This is a genomic window from Bacteroides ovatus, assembly GCF_001314995.1.
Classification (GTDB): domain Bacteria; phylum Bacteroidota; class Bacteroidia; order Bacteroidales; family Bacteroidaceae; genus Bacteroides; species Bacteroides ovatus.
The window spans coordinates 4,417,675-4,439,409 of record NZ_CP012938.1; the positions used below are offsets into that span (position 1 = coordinate 4,417,675).

The following is a 21,735-nucleotide window of genomic DNA, read 5'->3' on the forward strand; positions in this document are numbered from 1 at the left end:
AGTAAAAATACTCTTAATAGAAATAATGTAGATGAGAAAAATTGTATGTTCTTTAGTGATACTTATTAATAGTGTTTATCTATTTGCACAGTGGAAACCGGTTGGCGGTCGAATTATGACGGAATGGGCGGCGAAAATAGATGTTGAAAACGTGTTGCCCGAATATCCCCGCCCAATTATGGAACGTGCTGACTGGATAAATCTGAACGGATTGTGGAATTATGCTATTTCTCCGGTAGGTCAAGCTATGCCACAAAGTTATGATGGTCGGATTTTAGTTCCTTTTGCTGTAGAATCAAGCTTGTCCGGAGTGGGGAAAAGTCTTGGGGAGAAGAATGAACTTTGGTATCAGCGTCAATTCTCGGTTCCCTCCAAATGGAAAGGACATAGGATCTTATTGCATTTTGGGGCTGTTGACTGGAAAGCGGATGTTTGGGTAAATAAGGTAAAGGTGGGACAACATACAGGAGGATTTACTCCTTTTTCTTTTGATATCACGCCTGCCTTGCTGAATGGGGAAAATGAATTGATCGTGAAAGTGTGGGACCCGACTGATAAAGGTCCTCAACCTAGAGGAAAACAGGTTAGTAAGCCGGGAGGTATCTGGTATACTCCTGTCAGTGGTATTTGGCAAACAGTTTGGCTAGAACCTGTGCCAATCCGGTCGATTGGCAATATCAAAACGACTCCTGATATTGACAGGAATAAGTTGACAGTAGAGGTTATGACAGATCATCAGATGCTTTCAGATAAATTGGAGGTGAAGGTATTAGAAGGAAAGCAGTTGGTGGCTGTAGGAAGTTCCGTAAATGGTATTCCGGTTGAAATTGCTATGCCGTCTGATGTAAAGTGGTGGTCACCGGATTCTCCGTTTTTATATGATATGGAAATTTGTCTGTATTCAGAAAATAAGTTGATCGATAAGGTTAAGAGCTATACTGCCATGCGTAAATATTCAACGAAACGCGATAAAAATGGAATTGTACGTCTACAATTGAATAATAAGGACTTGTTTCAATTTGGTCTTTTAGATCAGGGCTGGTGGCCGGATGGCTTGTATACGGCACCTTCGGATGAGGCCTTAGTATATGATATTCAAAAGACAAAAGATTTTGGATATAATATGATTCGCAAACATATAAAAGTAGAGCCTGCCCGTTGGTATACGTATTGTGATCGTTTAGGGGTTATTGTGTGGCAGGACATGCCGAGTGGTGATAAGAATCCCGAGTGGCAGAATCGGAAGTATTTTGAGGGAACAGAATTTAAACGGTCTGCTGAATCAGAGGCTATTTATCGTAAAGAATGGAAAGAAATTATCGACTGCCTTTACTCTTATCCTTGTATTGGCACATGGGTACCTTTCAATGAGGCTTGGGGGCAGTTTAAAACCCCTGAAATAGCAGAATGGACAAAGCAATATGATCCTTCCCGTTTAGTGAATCCTGCCAGTGGAGGTAATCATTATACCTGTGGTGATATGCTCGATTTGCATAATTATCCCGGTCCGGAGATGTATTTATATGACGCACAGCGTGCAACTGTACTCGGAGAGTATGGAGGAATTGGTTTAGTGCTGAAGGAGCATCTTTGGGAGCCGAATCGTAATTGGGGGTATGTTCAGTTTAGTACTTCCAAAGAAGCTACTGATGAGTATCTGAAGTATGCTAATATGCTGAAGGATATGATTGCACGCGGATTCTCGGCTGCTGTTTATACACAGACTACAGATGTTGAGATCGAAGTGAACGGATTGATGACATACGACCGCAAAGTAATAAAACTGGATGAACAGAAATTGAAGAGGGCAAATACGGAAATTTGTGAAAGTTTAAAGTAAGAAGCCGGATTAGCTATTTGGCTGAACAAAAAACTCATCTGTAGCCATTCGAATTATAGATATAGTTTGCAATATTATATAATTGAGAAAACAGAATTCAGATACTTTCTTTGTATCTGGACTCTGTTTTTTTTGAATATATAATTCTATCCATTCCTTCATTTTTCAGTGAAATGTACCAAAATTGTCCTTCATTTGGATTATTTAGGTCGGTCAATTCTATTTAAATGCACTACTTTTGCCATCAGGAAAATTAATCACTTAACAAATAATCCCTGTATTATGAAAACAATTCTTAGCGCATTAGGACTTTCCCTATTGATCTTTACGAGTTGCGGTGGACAAAAAAAGGTTGAAGTAGACTTTATTCAGGACAACATCGACAACGCTGTGGCACAGAACACAATCCAGACGGACATTATTGAGAAGTCCGGTAAAATCTTGAATCCGAGAACAATCAACGAAGATGGGAGTATCTCTTACATACCGATGGAAGACTGGTGCTCCGGTTTCTTTCCCGGTAGTATATGGTTGACTTATAATCTGACGGGTGATAAGAAATGGTTGCCGCTGGCTGAGAAATATACAGAAGCTCTTGATTCTGTGAAATATCTGAAATGGCATCATGATGTAGGTTTCATGATCGGTTGCAGTTATTTGAACGGCTATCGCATGGCAGATAAGAAAGAGTACAAAGACGTCATTATAGAAGCTGCCAAATCATTGTCCACTCGTTTTCGTCCGAATGCAGGCGTTATCCAGTCATGGGATGCCGATAAAGGTTGGCAGGGAACACGGGGATGGAAATGTCCGGTGATTATTGATAATATGATGAATCTCGAACTCTTATTTGAAGCAACAGCTCTTTCCGGAGATTCTACTTTCTACAATATTGCAGTGAAACATGCTGATACAACAATGGCTCACCACTTCCGTCCGGACAACAGCTGCTACCATGTGGTAGATTACGATCCGGAGACAGGAGAAGTGCGTAAGAGACAAACTGCACAAGGATATGCCGACGAATCGGCTTGGGCTCGCGGACAAGCATGGGCTCTGTATGGATATACTACCTGCTATCGCTATACCAAAGATAAGAAATATCTCGACCAGGCACAAAAAGTCTATAACTTCATCTTTAATAATAAGAACCTGCCGGAAGACCTCGTACCATACTGGGATTATGATGCTCCGAATATTCCGAACGAACCGCGTGATGCTTCTGCAGCAGCTTGTACAGCCTCTGCCCTTTACGAACTGGATGGCTATCTGCCGGGCAACCACTACAAGGAAACGGCTGATAAGATAATGGAAAGTTTGGGCTCACCTGCTTATCGCGCAGAAGTTGGAACAAATGGAAACTTTATCCTGATGCATTCGGTTGGCAGTATTCCTCACGGTCAGGAAATTGACGTTCCTCTGAACTATGCTGACTATTACTTCCTGGAAGGACTGATGCGTAAAAGAGATTTGGAAAAGAAATAAGAAATAGACAATGAACGGTAAACAGTGAACGGTGAATGCTTAGCGGATTCTGACGGAACATGTTTACCGTTTATCATTCGCTACTTATTATCTATAACTTTCTATTGACCGTTTGTCATTTACCTGTTTTAATTATTTATCATAAACTATCATGAATAAACCTATAAACCTTCTTGTAGGAGGCTTGACGCTCTTTGCCGCACAAGGTTGCAAGGCTCCGAAACAAGCGTCCCAACAAGCGGAGCATCCTAATATAATCTATGTATTTCCCGATCAATACCGTAACCAGGCGATGGGCTTCTGGAGGCAGGACGGATTCCGGGATAAAGTAAACTTTGAAGGAGACCCCGTGCATACTCCTAATCTGGATGCCTTTGCACGTGAATCTATGGTCTTGTCGTCTGCACAGAGTAACTGCCCGTTGAGCAGCCCTCATCGTGGAATGTTACTGACCGGTATGTACCCGAACAAAAGTGGTGTACCATTGAATTGCAACTCTACACGTCCGATCAGCTCCTTGCGCGAGGATGCGGAATGTATCGGCGATGTGTTCAGCAAAGCAGGTTATGACTGTGCTTATTTTGGTAAACTTCACGCTGACTTCCCGACTCCGAACGATCCCGAACATCCGGGACAGTATGTGGAAGAAAAACGTCCGGCATGGGATGCCTATACACCGAAAGAACGCCGGCACGGCTTTAACTACTGGTATTCTTACGGAACATTTGACGAACACAAGAACCCGCATTATTGGGATACGGATGGTAAGAGACACGATCCGAAGGAATGGTCACCTTTGCACGAATCAGGCAAAGTCATTTCTTATCTGAAAAATGACGGTAACGTACGTGATACCAAGAAACCTTTCTTCATAATGGTGGGCATGAATCCTCCTCACAGCCCGTATCGCTCCTTGAATGACTGTGAAGAGCAGGATTTTAATCTTTATAAAGATCAGCCTCTGGATAGTCTGTTGATTCGTCCGAATGTCGATTTGAAGATGAAGAAAGCGGAGTCTGCACGTTATTATTTCGCTTCCGTTACCGGAGTAGACCGTGCTTTCGGACAGATTTTGACGACATTGAAAGAATTGGGATTGGATAAGAATACAGTCGTAATCTTTGCTTCCGATCATGGTGAGACGATGTGTAGCCAGCGCACTGATGATCCGAAGAATTCCCCTTATTCTGAATCCATGAATATTCCGTTCCTGGTTCGTTTTCCCGGTAAGATTCAGCCGAGGGTAGATGATTTATTGCTCTCCGCTCCTGATATTATGCCTACGGTGCTTGGCTTGTGCGGATTGGGTGATTCTATTCCGGCGGAAGTGCAGGGACGTAATTTCGCTCCTCTTTTCTTCGATGAAAAGGCTGAAATTGTTCGTCCTACAGGTGCACTGTATATTCAGAATGTAGATGGTGATAAAGATGAAAATGGATTGGTGCAGACTTACTTCCCTTCTTCAAGAGGTATCAAGACGGCTCAATATACATTGGCGTTATATATCGACCGTGATACGAAGCAATTGAAGAAAAGCCTCTTATTCGATGATGTAAAAGATCCATATCAACTGCATAACCTGCCTTTGGAAGAAAATAAGGAGATTGTGGCACAACTTTGCGGTGAAATGGGAGCTATGTTGAAGGAGATTAACGATCCTTGGTATACGGAAAAGATTCTGTCGGATCGGATTCCTTATTAGCGATTAGTAATTTATAAAACGCTGATTAACGCAAATAAGTGCCAATTTTAGGAGTAAATCTCTGCGACAATAATAGGTGTTAATCCGCATCCGCGTTTAAATTGAAAATAGTAATGAAAAACAGTTGTTTTATAGTATTATTCCTTTTGGGAATCATTCCTTCAGCTTTCGCTCAACTCATCGGATTTGAAGAAGAAGTGCCCGAAGCATTTACAGTTTCCGGAAAGGGAGAAGTGAAAATCTCTTCTCTTTTTTACAAGGAGGGTGAAAGTAGTCTGGAATGGGACTTTCAGCTTGGTTCTACGCTGGACATTCAAATTGCTCCTTTATCGTTGAATGCGAGAAATGAGAAGCAATTCGGCATTACCTTGTGGATTTATAATGAGAAACCGCAGCAGGATTCTATTCGTTTTGAGTTTCTGAATAAGGCAGGAGAAGTCTCTTATTGGTTCTCTTATCGTTTACAGGCAGCAGGTTGGCGGGCTTGTTGGATCTCTTTTGAGTATATGCAAGGAGATAAGAAAGATAAGAAAATCGTAGCCTATCGACTGGTTGCCCCGCAACGGAAAGGACGTATCTTTCTTGATCGTTTGACTTTCCCCGAAAAGAAAATGAATCTTCGTACTACTCCCGACCAGCAGTTGCCTGCCAATAATGGATTGTCTAATCGTGACCTATGGCATTGGTGTCTCGTGTGGAAATGGGAACAACAGTCGTATGATATCCCTCTGCCTTCTAAATTGTCAAGCGAACAAAAGAAAGAATTGAAGACTATCGAACAACGTTTGACTGACTTTCTGGAAGTGAAAAAGGCTCCGCAAGGACCGATTAATGCTGGCTATAAAACATTTGAGAAAGCGGCTATCAGTCCATCCATCGCCGGAACGGGATTTATAGGAACTCCTATTGTTGCTCCTGATGAACAGGACAAGAAGAAAGGAGAAATGTCATGGAACGATATTGAAACGATGCTTTCCGGCTTTGCCTATGATGCTTATTATAACCAGAACGAAACATCAAAGAAAAACTACTTTACTGTATTCGACTATGCTATCGATCAGGGATTTGCATACGGTAGCGGTATGGGTACCAATCATCATTATGGTTATCAGGTACGTAAGATATATACAACTGCCTGGCTGATGCGTGATGCTATCTATAAACATCCTCATCGGGATGCTTATCTCTCCACATTGCGTTTTTGGGCGGCTCTGCAAGAAACTCGTCAGCCATGCTCTCCAACACGTGACGAATTGTTGGATTCCTGGCACACGTTATTGATGGCGAAATTTATTTCCGCTATGATGTTTCCCGATGCAAGAGAACAGGCGCAAGCGTTGAGTGGTTTGTCACGTTGGCTATCTTCTTCTTTGCGTTATACTCCGGGAACGATCGGTGGTATAAAGGTAGACGGTACGACTTTCCATCATGGCGGTTTCTATCCGGGATATACCACTGGAGTACTTGCGACTGTAGGAGAATATATTGCATTTACCAATGGTACAAGCTTTGAACTGACAGAAGATGCGCGCAAACACATGAAATCAGCCTTTATTGCTATGCGCAATTATTGCAATTTCTATGAATGGGGCATCGGAATCAGTGGCCGTCATCCTTTTGGAGGGAAGATGGGAAGCGATGATATCGAAGCATTTGCCAATATCGCTTTATCCGGCGATTTGTCCGGTCAGGGAAATACGTTTGATCGTGGTCTGGCTGCTGACTATTTACGTCTGATACGCAATAGTGATACTCCGAATGCGCGTTTCTTCAAGAAGGAAGGTATTCAACCGGCACAGGCTCCACAGGGATTCTTCGTTTACAACTATGGTTCGGCAGGCATTTTCCGTCGTGCAGATTGGATGGTGACATTGAAAGGATATACCACTGACGTATGGGGTTCTGAAATTTATACGAAAGATAACCGTTACGGACGTTATCAGAGTTATGGCTCCGTGCAGATTATGGGGAAAGGAAATCCCGTGTCACGTGCCGGAAGCGGTTTTGTGCAGGAGGGATGGGACTGGAACCGTTTGCCGGGTACAACTACCATTCATTTGCCTTTCGATTTGCTTGATAGCCCATTGAAAGGAACGACTATGGCACGCTCCAAAGAGAATTTCTCCGGAAGCAGTTCTTTAGATGGTAAAAATGGAATGTTCGCTATGAAATTGGCAGAACGGGATTATGAGAATTTCACACCAGACTTTGTGGCCCGTAAATCCGTATTCTGTTTTGATAACCGGATGGTTTGCCTGGGAACAGGTATTTCGAACTCCAATGCGGATTATCCTACGGAAACGACTCTTTTCCAGACAAAATATAATGGTAAGGAGCCCAAAGTAGGAGAGGATAACTATTGGCTTCATGATGGTTATGACAATTATTATCATGTAGTGGACGGAACCGTTCGCGCACAGGTGGCAGAACAGGAATCACGGCACGAAAAGACGCGTGAAGTTACTAAGGGAAAATTTTCTTCTGCCTGGATAGAACATGGCAAGGCGCCGAAAGAGGGGACTTATGAATATATGGTATTGATACAGCCTTCTGCTTCCGATCTCGACGAACTGCGCAAAACTCCTGCATACGAGGTGTTGCAACGGGATCAGACAGCTCACGTTGTTTATGATAAAAAGACTGGTATCACGGCGTATGCTGCTTTTGAAGCTTATCAGCCTGCCACTGATAAAGTGTTCGTGGCTATTCCTGCGGAAACAATGGTGATGTATGCAAAAGAATCTGATAAGGGGATCCGTTTAAGCGTCTGTGATCCGAATCTGAATATAGAAGAGAAGACGTATACAACGAAAGAACCCAGTCGTCCTATTACTAAGGAGATACGGCTTAAAGGGCATTGGACATTGACAAGTCCGATGGAAAATGTCCGGTTGGAACAGCAGGGAGATCAGACCGTACTGACGGTAACTTGTCAGCATGGACAGCCGGTTGAAATGCTCATGGAAAATAAATAATTAGTGAATAAGATAAGAGAAAATAAGAATTTAAAGAGAGGGTATTAGTTATCATGTTTCTATGAAAAAAGAGAAGACCGGTTCGTGTTGAGCCGGTCTTCTCTGCAGTTATACGGTGCGTTGGGCACTTTCTTTTCTTGTTATTTATTCAGTCTCCATTCGAAACCGTCTTTGGTATCTTTGATTTCAAATCCGAGTGCTGTCAGTGTGTTGCGGATTTCGTCGGAAGTAGCCCAGTCTTTGTTGGCTTTCGCTTTCATACGTTGTTCCAGTAACATATCTACTACCTTGCCGTAAGCTGCTTCACGACCATCTGAAGAGCCTTTTTCTTCTTTCAATCCCATGATGTCGAAACTGAACAGATGAAATGTTTCTTTCAGGTCTTTCAGGTCTTCGGCGGAGATGGTGGCATTACCGGCAATGATATTGTTTATAATGCGGGCGCCTTCGAAAAGCTGTGCGATGACAATCGGTGTATTCAAGTCGTCATTCATTGCTTCGTAGCATTTAGCGCGCAGTTCTTTCACGTTGATTCCCTCTGAAGTTGTCGATGAGGGAGTTATCTTATCCAATGCGTCAATGGCTTCCATCAGACGCTGCAGGCCTTTTTCGGATGCTTGCAGTGCTTCATTGCTAAAGTCTACCGTGCTGCGGTAATGAGCTTGCAGGATGAAGAAACGGATTGTCATTGGTGTATAGGCTTGCGCCAGCAGCTTATGAGTACCGGTGAAGAATTCGTCCAGAGTGATGAAGTTGCCAAGTGATTTACCCATCTTGGTTCCGTTGATGGTAATCATGTTGTTGTGCATCCAGTAGTGAACCATGTCATCGCCTTGTGAAGCTACCGATTGTGCGATTTCACATTCGTGGTGAGGGAAAATCAAGTCCATTCCTCCTCCGTGAATATCGAAGTGTTCACCCAGGTATTTACGTCCCATAGCGGTACATTCGGCGTGCCATCCGGGGAAACCGTCGCTCCATGGAGACGGCCAGCGCATGATATGTTCAGGTTGTGCCTTTTTCCAAAGGGCGAAGTCGGCGGGATTGCGTTTTTCGCTTTGTCCGTCGAGGTCACGGGTGGTATTTAATACGTCGTCCAGATTACGTCCGGAAAGTTTTCCGTAGTGGTAATCTTTATTGTATTTGGCTACATCGAAGTAGACGGAGCCTTCGCTTTCATAGGCATATCCGGCATCCAAAATCTTCTGTACCAGTTGGATTTGTTCAATGATATGTCCTGAAGCATGTGGCTCAATGCTTGGAGAAAGTACATTCAACGCTTCCATTGCTTTATGATAGCGGTTCAGGAAATATTGAACAACCTCCATTGGTTCCAACTCTTCCAGACGTGCTTTCTTGGCAATCTTGTCTTCTCCGTCATCGGCATCGTGTTCCAGATGACCTACGTCGGTAATATTTCGTACGTAGCGTACTTTATATCCTAGGTGGGTGAGATAGCGGAATAATACATCGAAGGTTATAGCCGGACGGGCGTGTCCTAAATGGGCATCTCCGTAAACAGTCGGTCCGCACACATACATGCCTACATGAGGTGCATGAAGCGGTACAAACAACTCTTTCTTTCTATCTAAGGTGTTGTAAATGGTAAGTTGATGTTCCATAACATTTTATATTTGTTTTATTGGAACCGCAAAGTTAGTATAAAATCTGAATATGCGCCCTATCTTTAATCGGTTGATTTTAAGTGTCGGATCGTTTTTACCGGTAATTTGATTTGTTTCCCGGTATGAAACTAACAGTTTCACACCGAGGAACCAATAGTTTCATTCCTTGAAACCAAAGGTTTCTCACCGAGAAACTAAAACTCTGCCGGCATGTCAGTAGATGTTTGGCTATTGTTGATTGCAAAACTTATTGATTGCTTCTGCTACACCGTCCTCTTCGTTACTCAGGGTGATGTAATCTGCTGCTTTTTTTATAGGTTCTTGAGCATTTCCCATGGCAATCCCCAATCCTGCAAACTTAATCATGGATAGGTCATTATAGCCATCACCTATGGCTATAACTTCTTCACGTGCTACTCCTATTTCTTTTAACAGGACGGCCAAAGAAAGAGCCTTGTCGATACCTTGCGGGACTAATTCGAGAAAATAGGGTTCTGAACGGAAAACATTAATGCGACCTTGCAGCCGGAGACAAAGTTCGGCTTCAAGTGGAATCAGTTTATCGGAATCTCCTACGATGAGGCATTTGGCTACGGGAAGCGTGATGTCTGTCAGGAAGTCATTTGTCTCCCGAACTGCCATTTTATTGAGAAAGGCCTCTTTTAATACGTATGGATCTTGAGAGTTTTCGGTTATTATCTCTGCTCCGTCATAGGTTAATATACTTAGTTGATGGGTACGGGCACATTCGTAGAGCACTGGAACAACTTCATTAGGCAACACATTTTCATATACCATCTCTTGTGTTTCCCAATTAATGATTTCTCCTCCGTTATAGGACAGGATGAATCCACCGAATTCATTCATACGTAACTCATTAGCTAATGGCACAATACCATAAGTAGGTCGACCGGAAGCTAATACCAGTCGTATTCCTTGCTCTTGCATACGTATCAGAGTTTCCCTGTTGCGGGGAGTGATTTCCTTTTTAGAGTTGGTGAGTGTGCCGTCAAGATCGAGCACGATAAGTTTGTATTTCATGTAGGGTTGTTTTGGATGCAAAGATAAATTAAAAAAGTTTTTCTGCAAGGTGGTGGGGGAAAAGATGTGGTTTTAGCTGAAATTGCACTGTGAAAGTGCAATTTGTTTTGTTATTTGCACTATTATAGTGCAAATAATCGTATCTAAGCCTGCCATCGTTTGTTCGACTTGGCAGATGCTTTTGTAAAGATGGGAGGCAAGTACTTGTTTATTGATGAAATTTATAAAAATAAAGATTGGTCGAAAGAGCTTAATTTGATTTACGATTATCATTCAAAGTTGGATATTGTTTTTACAGGTTCATCTGTATTAGATATATTCGAGTCCTCGCGCTGTCATGTATCAGATGCAGGGGCTTTCTTTTTGAACCAGACCCGTATTTTTTAGGATGTAGTAGCTTCTCCTGTTTCTGATTTCTTGATTGATGATATGACATTTAGATAGATAAAAGCCGCATAACTTTCGTTATGCGGCTTTTATTATTAAACTGGTAAAAGAGTTTTATTCAATTGTTGCTCCATAACCGGCTACATCGCTAGCTAATGTAAATATTCCATTTACATAATCATATTGAGTAATAGGAGCTGTTGCGTGCTTGGTTATGTTATTACTGCTTGCTGGTTCTTTAACTTGAGAACCTGTATGATAATAATTCCAATTTTTGGTTAAGCCATATACGATATTATCGGTTACATCTATTTGAGGCGTGCAACTTTCTAAGAAAGAATAATAGTAGGAGCCGAATTCTGCTTCTGGACTTACGTCAAAGATATTCTTGCTTATAGTCAATGATGTTCCTTTTTGGTATCTGAAGAATATATTGCTACCTACCATGTTGACAAAAGTATTATTTAGAATTTCGGCAGAAAGTACACCATCTGATTGAGGAGTATTGCCTGCAGCCCAATTTAATATTTGTACGCCTTCTTGAGGTGTCTGGCTATACACAATATTGTTCTTGAAGTTGAAAGTTTTATAATCTCCTAAATTGAAACCTTTATATATATTTATCAAGGCAATTTTTATAGCATTAACTTCAATACGAGTGTCTTGAACAGAAATGTTATTTATACCAAAATATCCCTTTTGTGCTGCATCGTAATAAATTGGTTTCAAGACATTCGCAATCAGACAGTTGTCAAAGCATATGTCAGTGAAGTCTCCACTGTTGGTAATACCTGCATTGTTTATGAAGTAACCTGCATTGCTACCTCCATTGAGATCACTTAAATCTATTTTTATATTCTTAAAAAGTAGCTTTCCTTTGCATGATTTCCAGCAATTAGCAGGACGAAGTGTTACTTGCTCGTCATCATATTGACCGATGATAATAACATCATTACTGATTGATTTTACTCCGGCTGTGGTAAAATTGTGTGCTGTACCTGTGAGGAACAGTATAACTGGTTTACTCATTGTGGCACTAAAGTAAGTATCAAGTGCTACATCGGCATCTGTTGCATCCAATATTTGTATGTCAGCATCTGAATAAATTTGGTTGTTGATGGTGATGCCGCCGATAGTAATGTCTTTACCATTATCAAAATCAGCCTTATAATCCGTACGATTCTTGATACTAACCTGAATCTTTGCAATCATAGCATACTTTCCACTTGTTGCCAATACCGCAATATCAGTACTGTTATCAGCTGTTGCACGAGTCATCATCTTTGCGCTTGATGCAGGAGCAGTAACAACCAATACATTTTCTTTTCCAGCTTCCTTAGAGAATTTAGCACTCCAGCCTTCGGGAGCAGTAATCATTGTATTTTCTACTCCTCTCACGGTCATGGTAAACTCTTTCACTTCACCTGCCGAAAACTCCTGTACTTGTTTTAAATCTTCGGCTGCAAAACTACATTCGAAATCACGAACGATAGGGATACGTATGGTTGGAGCATCTTCACCTGCAAGTACTAAGACCAGTTCGTTGTTTTCTACTGTTACACTCTTGAAGTTTTTGTCTTCTGTCGGAGCAGAACCGTCACCGGTTGCGCTGACTTTGTCGTTAGTTCCTTCTTTGTATATATAACTATAATTCTTTCCTCCGTCATAGCTAACCTGCCAGTAACCTTCACTATCTACATTGAATGTAGGAGTCTTGCCACTCTCTCCATTAGCTTTCACAGGTTGTCCGTTTACAGTCAGACGCTCCGGAGTTTCATTTTTGTTGTAAAGAACAGTCCAGTAGCCTTCTGAATCAATACCGATAATAGGGCATAACAGGTTATTATCGTTTTTCATATATAGATTTACTGTCTTTCCATTGCTCAAAGTGAGTGTGTAGGAATCAGACTTTTCCTCTATATTAGTAATAAATGTTCCTTCATTATAAAGTTCGCGAAGAGCTTCAGTATTACTATTTATATCACGTACTTGTGTTTCGAGTGCGGTAACGCGCTTTTTCAGTGCGTCTACATCATCTTCCAAATCGTCAATGTTGGTACATGCTACCAGGCATACAGCCAATAACATGAACATACTCCATACTTTTTTCATGATTATATTGTTTTAAAGTTATTATTTTAAAGAGGATAGCCAGGAAGGAACATATCCCAAACGTTTACGTAATTGAGCCTCATAGAGTGAATATGGTTCCACAGCAGTTCCGTTACTTTCGAGCCGCTTCATTTGAGTATCATCAAAATCTAAAGGACTTCCGTGGAAACCGACAATGATAGGAGGCATAAATTTCCACCAAAAGCCGTTACCATCCCACCAGGTAAATTTACCTCCTGTATCGATGTCCTGGTCTGTTTGTGCATTTGTTGCGTAGAAATTCCATATTGTCAGATTCTCCATGTGATTAGGCATTTGAGCAGAGTCTCCTCCTTGTCTCCAATGCATGAAACCACCGGAACAGCAGTCGATTAGTGTTGCACGTGGCTGTGTGGCATGTGATTCAAAGCAAGAATCATCTCCCCATCTAACATTCCATATTACAGCACCCATACTTTGCTTTGAAACGCCGCAAGCGTGATATTGGCCAACGTTCGTTTTATATTCCATCAATGTGCTTTCACCTTCTCCTTTTCTAAGTGTGTAGCCATTGCTGTTTTCAGTTACTTTTCCAATAAAGATACGGGAAGAAGCCTGTGAACGGATAGAGGCGTGTCCACGATTACCGCCAATAGTGATGTCATAAGCAGAACAGTTGGCAGAATTTGTGATTGACATGGCTTCACTAACACTCTCAAAATTAACCCGGCGCATCCACGAATTGGTCAGACGCACAAAATCGATGAGCTTAAAACCACCATCGTCAATGTCAGAGCCGTGATGGATGAATTTTTCTTTGGCATGTCCTTTGAATGTAAGGTCTTCTACACCCACATTGGCATAATTGGCGAATTTATGTACATTCCATCCCCAATCTTTATTGATGGCGTGCATGATCGGCTCTTTGAAGGTGACACTATTACCACTGATTTTCTCAATCTGATGATATTCGTATATCTGAATCCCTTTTGTCTTGATATTGGGAGTACCGCCTTGCTGTATCTTAATATCTTCCCATTTGTGTGGATATAATTCGGAGTTAATTACATTGTCATCCGTATTTTCCAATACAAGGCATACCCAACTGCCTGCGCTTACTCCGGTTAAACTGGCTGTTATGGTTCTGCTGCCTATGGGAGCATCTTCAGTGATAACACCTATTGATTCTTTTAATCCTGTATTGTGTTTGAACTCCATCATGACAGGAGCATTCCACATTTCTTCTGTTGGTTTCGGAGAATTATTTGCAGCAGTCATTTCGAGTGTTGTTTTGTTTCTTCCGGCTCCTTTTAAAACAATATCACTCATTGATATACGAATTCTGCGATCTTTAGAATCCTCATCTTGCAGGATATAATTTCCTTCGGGGAAGTAGATAATAGCTTTAGCATTTTCCTTGATATATCGGTCGGTCATATTGAGGTCTTCTTGCTTTGTTTCACTTGCTATTTCTTCCAATACCTTCATGAAAGCTGCTCTGTCAGATTTGCCGTCGTTTGGGATAGCTCCGTATTTGGGATCTGTAACATCATATACTTTATATCCTTGTGCTATTAATGTTTCTGTTTCAGGAGGTGCTATTTCACCATGTTTATATCCGGCGTATGAAAAGTCTAATAACACATTCTGTTGGTCAGCGTTAACAAACTGCTGCCAGGCTTCTGCTCCGGCTTCGCTGGAAAGTTGTTTAACTTCAATAGATACAATACGGATATAATTCTTTGATGAAGTCAGTACAATTTTAATAGTTTCTTCCATATCCTTTGTCGCAGTTGCTTGTGGTGTGATAGTTAACAAGTTCTCGGATAAAAGAACATTCCATCCTTTGGGAGCTTGTACTACGGCTTGTTGTACGTCATTCTGTTCTACTTTATATTCCTTATGATTCTCATTGGGGGCGAAAACCTGCACAGTTTGTTCGCTGTCGGCATCATTGAGACCATAAATTATCAGTCCAAAGGTGTCATCTACCGGAAAGGTATATGTTTTTCCTCCATCGGATAATGTGAATGAGAAAGTATGGTTTGCTTCATTATATTCTACCTTACTGAATATACTGGTTCCTCCCTGACTTCCACCTTCGGCCTTAGTTCCTAAGCTTGTATACGTTTGTCCATTATCGTAGCTCACTTGCCAATATCCACTGGAAGATACGCTGATTAATGGAGTTGCCACCACATTGCCTTCTTCATCACGGGGCCATGCTGATACTTTCTCTCCATCGGCTCCTGGCAGATATTTGAAATTAGTATTATTACTTGTTTTATATATCCAGTAGCCTTCTTCGTCTACGGAAAATTCAGGGACAGACGCCTGTACTGCTTCACTTTCCATGACTTTAATGCTTGTTCCGTCACTAAGTTCCAGCAAATATCCCAGACCATCTTTAGTCGGAGTAATTCCGATAATGACTTTGTTTTTTTGCATAAGGGCTTGCAGACTGGCAAATGAAGTATTCAGTCCTTCCGTTGCTTTTTCCAAAGCAGCGACACGGTCTTTCAGAGAATTGATGTCTGCTTCCAGGTCATCTGTTTTCTGGCACGATTGCATGATTGCCAACATGCTGCAAATACCAAATAGTAATAGGTAGGTAATGCTCCTGTTTTTCATACGTTTATTATTTCGGGTTATTTATAATTTTCACAATGGCAAAGATAACCGGATAAAATAAGAGTATATGGATAAAAAAATTCAGGAATACGATGAAATAATACATTTTACACGTCTCTGTGATAGATTGCGACTTTATGTATTATTAGAGCAGGTCTACCCATTGCTCGTTGCTTAATATAGGTAATGGCTCACTATCAGTAACAAATGTTTCTGCCAGTTTCCGTTTCTCATCTTGTAGGTGAAGAATCTTTTCTTCGATACTGTTTTGGGTAATGAAGCGGTAAGCAATTACTTGCTTGTCCTGCCCGATACGATGGGCGCGGGCGATCGCCTGCGATTCGGCGGCAGGATTCCACCAGGGGTCTATGATAAATACATAGTCGGCTTGAGTCAGATTAAGTCCCACGCCTCCTGCTTTTAGTGAAATCAGGAATGCCTGGACGTCTTTTTGATCGGTGAAATGGGCGATTTCGGAAGGACGGTTGTTGGTCGATCCTGTTAATAAGGCATATTTCCAACCCCGTTCGTGGAAAGCTTCGGCGAGCACCTCCAGATGTCTGACGAATGAGGAGAAAATTAAAACTTTGTGGCCTTCGCTCTGTAGCGTATCGAATGTTTCGATTATCTGTGCCGTTTTTCCGGATGTTCCGGTATAGTCGGGAAGGATAAGTTGCGGGTGGCAAGATAGTTGTCGTAAACGTAAGATGCCATTTAATACACTAAACGAATGAAGCCTGTCGGTACTTTGAGGATGCTGAAGAAGGATGTTGCGCAGGCTGTTTTTCTCCTGTTCGTAACAAGTATTCTGCTCTTCAGTCATGTCGCAGTAGATGGTCTCTTCGGTAAGTGCCGGAAGTTCCGGAGCTACCTCTTTCTTGCTTCTACGGAGGATAAATGGGGCTGTCAGTTGTTGCAATAATACTTTTGCACGGGCATTCCCCTGACGAATCGGCATTATAAACTGCTTTTGGAAAGCATTTTCCGTACCCAGTAAGTCTGGTTGTATAAAGTGAAATTGAGCCCACAGGTCCTTTAATGAGTTTTCGATGGGAGTGCCAGTAAGTACAAGCCGGTGTTTACTTTGTAGTCGAATGGCTGACCGGAAGGTGAGCGATTCGCTATTTTTGATATTCTGGCTTTCATCGAGCACGATGTATTCGAAACGGTATGAACAGAGTATATCAATGTTATTCCTCATCATGCCATACGTCGTAAAGATCAAGTGAAAATGACCGAAGAATTTTTCCGGTTGTTCCTTGTCTATAGCCATGGTGTTGTTGTATTCCGCCATCGAGAGTGCTGTAAAGCGTTTGGCTTCCCGTCGCCAGTTATGAAGTAGCGATGTGGGGACAACGATCAGGGTAGCCGGTTGTCTGGGGGTAGATGGTTTATATATATACTGTAATAGAGTAAGAGTTTGGAGTGTCTTCCCAAGCCCCATGTCATCTGCCAGGCATCCGCCAAATCCTTGTTTATGCAAATGTACCATCCATGAGAATCCTTTCTGCTGATAGGGACGTAACGTTGCTTTGAGGTTTTTGGGTACGGCAATATTTTGTATCTGTTGCTTCACCGGAAATTTCTTTAATTCCTCTTCACCTAAGGCGGTCTGTGCGGCACCTACAAATGTATGTTTCAAGCGGATTCCTTTTTCCGTTTGAATTCCCATCTCTAGTAAATTCGCATATTTGCTGAACCATTCCTCTGGCAGGAGAATCATGCGGCCATCAGGTAACAGATATTCTCTCTTTTCCTCCAGGATATGTTTGCGGAAGCGTGAAAAAGGAATACGTAGATTGCCGATAACAACGGTGATGTGCAATTCAAACCAGTCGACCTCATCGTCACAACTTTGCTCGATGCGTATCTCGTCCAGGCAATAAGGTGTGTTTCCCATATTGCTGGTGAGATGGAAGGACTGCTGCAACATCTCCCGATGGCTGTTGATCCATTCGACGATCGTTTTCTCCGGAGCTTCAGGGGATAGGCTGAAATGTGTATTATTGAGTTGTTGCAGGCCTGCATCCGTTAAGAGCTGAACGACTTGTTCTTCAGCAGTAATGTTCCGGCGAAAAAAGAAGATTTCACCGGATGTTTTCCGATAAATGATTTTTTTCATTTCAAGGGCACTATCCGATGTAAATGTCTGATCTCCATAACGGAAACCAAGCTGCAATGCTTGTCCGTTGTACGTGGTATCTTCGAATGAGAGAATTGCTTCACAGGGGCATTTCTCTTCCATTATACTCAAACCGTGAGTCTCGATTTCATGATAACGAGCAATCGGGATAACAATGTTATCTATGTATTTTTCAATTTGGGAAGCGTCTACGCTGATCGATCTTTTCTTTGTAAAAGGTAAGATGCGTGCGCTTTCAATGTGCGGAAAGAAGTATAGCTCCATTCCCAATAATAGCGTGGCTGGTGCGGATGTCAGTACAACCACAGGTTTCAACTCACTTAAAGAGAATGGCTGTCCTTCATAATAGCACTGCAACTGATAACGAAACGTTTTATTGTCAACATGAAACGTTACACGAATTTCTGCATTATGAGGATTTATGTGATAGGCATGATGGGCGTATAGTATTTTACTGCCGGCTTGTTTCTGATAAAAAGGCAGTCCGTTGTCCCGTATCAGTATCAGCATTTCCAACAGTTTCTTTTCGATAGATGGACGGATATCATTCTTTATTCGTTCCGGATCTTCGGATAATTTATGTAAAAAACGCGATACTGTTTTTTCGCGGGAGTAGACTCTCATTAGATGCTTCTCTGTATAATAAGAGGCGATATGAATAGCTTGTCTTTCTGACTCACTCATCTTGCTCATAGCTTCGGGAGAGGCGTGAAATGCTTGTTCTACCAATTGCAAGGTACCATCGTCCAGCTTTTCCGCAATATAGGGAATCAGCAATATGCCGAGTATCGGATGGTCTGTGAAAACGATTATAACTTGTCCGTTAGTTGGTCTCTCTTTCATTCTCTTTTAGACTTTAACAAACAAAGATACGGGAAAATACTTAATTTTGCAGCATGATGGAGGAAAACAAACGAGTATTGCTTGGAATGAGTGGCGGTACAGATAGTTCTGTTGCTGCTATGCGATTGCTGGAAGCCGGTTATGAAGTGATCGGAGTAACCTTCCGTTTTTATGAATTGAATGGCTCGACAGAGTATCTGGAAGATGCCCGTAATCTGGCAGAACGTTTAGGAATACGGCATATAACATACGATGCCCGTGAAATATTCAGTAAACAGATTATTGAATATTTTGTGCAGGAGTATCTGGCAGGACGGACTCCGGTCCCTTGTACATTGTGCAATAATTACCTGAAATGGCCTCTGCTTGCTAAAATTGCCGATGAAATGGGTGTTTTCTATATCGCTACCGGGCATTATGCACAGAATATACAACTAAATAATACCTTTTATATAACATACGCTGCCGACTCGGATAAGGATCAAACCTTCTTTCTATGGGGATTGAAACAAGATATTCTTTGCAGGATGTTGTTGCCGATGGGGGATATTACGAAAGTGGAAGCTCGTGTCTGGGCTGCGGAACATGGGTTCCAGAAGGTGGCAACTAAAAAGGATAGTATAGGCGTTTGTTTTTGCCCAATGGACTATCGAACTTTTCTGAAAAACTGGTTGGCTCAAAATAATGAGGCATTGGCAGAAGAAGAGCAGATGATGGGGGAGAATCAAGCATTGGTTGGAAGTAATCAGGCAGGACTCAATAAAGTGAAACGAGGAAGGTTTGTCGATGAAAAGGGAGATTTTATTGCCTGGCATGAGGGTTATCCTTTTTATACCATTGGACAGAGACGTGGCTTGGGCATTCATTTGAACCGTCCCGTATTTGTGAAAGAGATTAATCCTGAAAAGAACGAAGTAGTATTAGCTTCTCTTTCAGCTCTGGAGAAAACAGAAATGTGGTTGAAAGACTGGAATCTTGTCAATCAGGAGCGTACTTTAGGGCATTCTGACATCATTGTGAAAATACGGTATCGCAAACAGGAAAACCATGCTACGATTACCATTACACCAGATCATCTACTGCATGTGCAACTTCATGAGCCTTTAACCGCCATTGCTCCGGGACAAGCTGCTGCATTCTATAAAGATGGCTTATTATTGGGAGGAGGGATAATAGTCAACGCCCGGTAATTAGCCGACATAATTTAGGCACGGATTACACGGATAAACACGGAAAGAGAATAAACTTTATCCATGTAATTCGCATAATCCGTGCCTGAAAGAAATTGGAGAGGTGCTTCGAAACGCTCTCCTTGTACAAGTAATCTCTGTAATAAAGAAAACTAGTGTCGGTTATGTCTTGGTTTTTGGTTATTCTTCCGAAAGAATGCTGTCATTCAGCGCTAACATTGTTTCTATATATTCGCGCGTATTACTTAATCTGGGGACTTTGTGTTGTCCTCCCAACTTTCCTCTCTGTGCCAGCCAATCATGGAATAATCCCTCACGGGCAACGATTACTTCCAATGGTTGCAGAGCTATATCTTTCCATCGTTTCGCCTCATAATCGGAGTTGACCTCCTTCAGTGTGGCATCAAGTATCGCTGCAAATTTTTCTACTGAATCCGGCATCTTAGCGAACTCTATTAACCACTGGTGCCGGCATTTGGCATTCTCATCCATAAATACAGGTGCCGCGGTGTATTCACTAACTTGTGCTCCGGTTTCGGCACAAGCCTTTGCCAATCCTTTTTCAGCGTTATCGACAATCAGCTCTTCGCCAAATGCGTTGATGAAATGCTTTGTTCTTCCTGTGATGACAAACTTATAGGGATTCTTGCTGGTAAACTTCACTGTATCCCCAATCATGTATCTCCATAAGCCGCAAGAAGTAGAAATAACCATTGCATAGTTCTTGTTGAGCTCGACTTCTTCAAGGCAATAAGCTCGTGGACTCTCTTTTCCTACTTCCTCTAGCGGAACAAATTCGTAGAAGATTCCGTAGTCGATCATTAATAACATGGCAGGATCAGAGAGGTCGTTTTGAGTTCCAAAATATCCTTCCGAAGCATTATAAGTCTCTACATAATGCATTTTCGGTGTTTGAATTACCTGCTTGTATTGCTCACGATAAGGAGTGAAAGCCACTCCACCGTGGAAGAAAACTTCCAGGTTGGGCCATACTTCTTCCAAAGCCTGTTTTCCTGTCTTTTCAAGAACACGTTTGATAAGTACCAGCATCCACGACGGTACGCCGGACAAGCTTGTCACATTTACCGGAATAGTGCTGTTGGCGATTGCTTCTATTTTGGTCTCCCATTCGCTCATCAATGCAATTTTCTTGCTAGGTACACGAATGAAATTGATAAGCGGATTCACATTTTGAATCAGAATAGCGGATAAATCTCCTACTAAACTATGGTTGGAGTTGAGGTTCGGACTATGGCTACCCCCGAGAATCAGTCCCTTGCCGGAGAAAAAATGGCTATCCGGATTGATGCGGAAATAAAGAGCTGCCGCGTCTTTTCCTCCTCTGTAATGAATGTCTTCCAGTGCCTCTTTGCTGACGGGAAGGAATTTACTTTTATCATTAGTCGTTCCGGAGGATTTTGCAAACCAGCGTATCTCCGATGGCCAAAGCAGATTCTGTTCCCCGGCTCGCAAACGTTCTACATAAGGTTTGATTTCTTCGTATGTTTGGATAGGAACACGTTTTCGGAAATCTTCATAGTTACGGATAGAGGAATAATCGTACTTTCTTCCCCATTCAGTCTGAGCGGCCTGGCGTGTTAAGCGGCTTAACACACGATGCTGTATCTCACTAGCCTGACTAGCATATAGGTCTATCTGTTTTAAACGGGAATCGAAAGTCTTACTAATAATTTTTGTAATATTCATTTCTGCTTTAACATAATAATGTTTAGTCGTGCAAAAGTAACTTATTTATCTTTTTTTTCTATCTTTACGACGGAA

At 41.9% G+C, this 21,735-nt stretch carries 11 protein-coding genes and 1 pseudogene; 6 read left to right on the top strand and 6 right to left on the bottom strand.

Going from position 1 to position 21,735, the window contains the following annotated elements:
* Positions 1-31: 31 nt before the first annotated feature.
* The 4 genes from Bovatus_RS16935 (at position 32) to Bovatus_RS16950 (ending at position 8,002) form a co-directional block, all read left to right on the top strand.
* Positions 32-1,840 carry a glycoside hydrolase family 2 protein gene (locus Bovatus_RS16935; protein ID WP_004298322.1) on the top strand — a complete coding sequence of 603 codons (1,809 nt, stop codon included), beginning with the start codon at positions 32-34 and terminating at the stop codon, positions 1,838-1,840.
* Between the two features lie 282 nt (positions 1,841-2,122).
* Complete coding sequence (locus tag Bovatus_RS16940) at positions 2,123-3,325, top strand: glycoside hydrolase family 88 protein (protein WP_004298320.1); 1,203 nt, start codon at positions 2,123-2,125, stop codon at positions 3,323-3,325.
* Between the two features lie 151 nt (positions 3,326-3,476).
* On the top strand, positions 3,477-5,027 hold the full coding sequence (locus Bovatus_RS16945) for a sulfatase family protein (protein WP_004298319.1): 1,551 nt from the start codon (positions 3,477-3,479) through the stop codon (positions 5,025-5,027).
* A gap of 113 nt (positions 5,028-5,140) precedes the next feature.
* Positions 5,141-8,002, top strand: coding sequence for a chondroitinase family polysaccharide lyase (locus Bovatus_RS16950; RefSeq protein ID WP_004298318.1), 2,862 nt, complete (start codon positions 5,141-5,143; stop codon positions 8,000-8,002).
* 140 nt (positions 8,003-8,142) lie between these two features.
* Here the strand turns inward: Bovatus_RS16950 and cysS are convergent, their stop codons facing one another.
* Both cysS and Bovatus_RS16960 read right to left on the bottom strand, forming a co-directional pair.
* Positions 8,143-9,624 carry a cysteine--tRNA ligase gene (gene cysS / locus Bovatus_RS16955; RefSeq protein ID WP_004298317.1) on the bottom strand — a complete coding sequence of 494 codons (1,482 nt, stop codon included), beginning with the start codon at positions 9,622-9,624 and terminating at the stop codon, positions 8,143-8,145.
* Positions 9,625-9,855: 231 nt separating this feature from the next.
* Positions 9,856-10,668 (bottom strand): Cof-type HAD-IIB family hydrolase, encoded by an 813-nt coding sequence (locus tag Bovatus_RS16960; RefSeq protein WP_004298316.1) that lies wholly within the window; start codon positions 10,666-10,668, stop codon positions 9,856-9,858.
* 147 nt (positions 10,669-10,815) lie between these two features.
* On the opposite strand from Bovatus_RS16960, the pseudogene Bovatus_RS16965 reads away from it, so the two are divergent.
* Positions 10,816-11,032, top strand: a pseudogene (locus Bovatus_RS16965) (AAA family ATPase); the annotation flags it as partial.
* A gap of 137 nt (positions 11,033-11,169) precedes the next feature.
* Here the strand turns inward: Bovatus_RS16965 and Bovatus_RS16970 are convergent.
* The 3 genes from Bovatus_RS16970 to Bovatus_RS16980 all read right to left on the bottom strand — a co-directional run bounded on the left by Bovatus_RS16970 (position 11,170) and on the right by Bovatus_RS16980 (position 18,763).
* The gene (locus tag Bovatus_RS16970) at positions 11,170-13,167 is read right to left on the bottom strand and encodes a PL29 family lyase N-terminal domain-containing protein (RefSeq protein WP_004298314.1); all 1,998 of its coding nucleotides are present in this window, start codon (positions 13,165-13,167) and stop codon (positions 11,170-11,172) included.
* A 21-nt stretch (positions 13,168-13,188) separates the two neighbouring features.
* Entirely contained in the window at positions 13,189-15,777 is a 2,589-nt protein-coding gene (locus Bovatus_RS16975) for a DUF4955 domain-containing protein (RefSeq protein ID WP_004322491.1), read from the bottom strand.
* Between the two features lie 145 nt (positions 15,778-15,922).
* Positions 15,923-18,763 carry a DEAD/DEAH box helicase gene (locus Bovatus_RS16980; protein ID WP_004298312.1) on the bottom strand — a complete coding sequence of 947 codons (2,841 nt, stop codon included), beginning with the start codon at positions 18,761-18,763 and terminating at the stop codon, positions 15,923-15,925.
* A 53-nt stretch (positions 18,764-18,816) separates the two neighbouring features.
* Here Bovatus_RS16980 and mnmA point away from each other — a divergent pair, with 53 nt between their 5' ends.
* Positions 18,817-19,953 (top strand): tRNA 2-thiouridine(34) synthase MnmA, encoded by a 1,137-nt coding sequence (gene mnmA, locus Bovatus_RS16985; RefSeq protein ID WP_004298311.1) that lies wholly within the window; start codon positions 18,817-18,819, stop codon positions 19,951-19,953.
* A gap of 180 nt (positions 19,954-20,133) precedes the next feature.
* Here the strand turns inward: mnmA and Bovatus_RS16990 are convergent, their stop codons facing one another.
* Positions 20,134-21,660: a GH3 auxin-responsive promoter family protein gene (locus Bovatus_RS16990; protein ID WP_004298310.1), complete on the bottom strand. Its 1,527-nt coding sequence runs from the start codon at positions 21,658-21,660 to the stop codon at positions 20,134-20,136.
* Positions 21,661-21,735 lie beyond the last annotated feature (75 nt).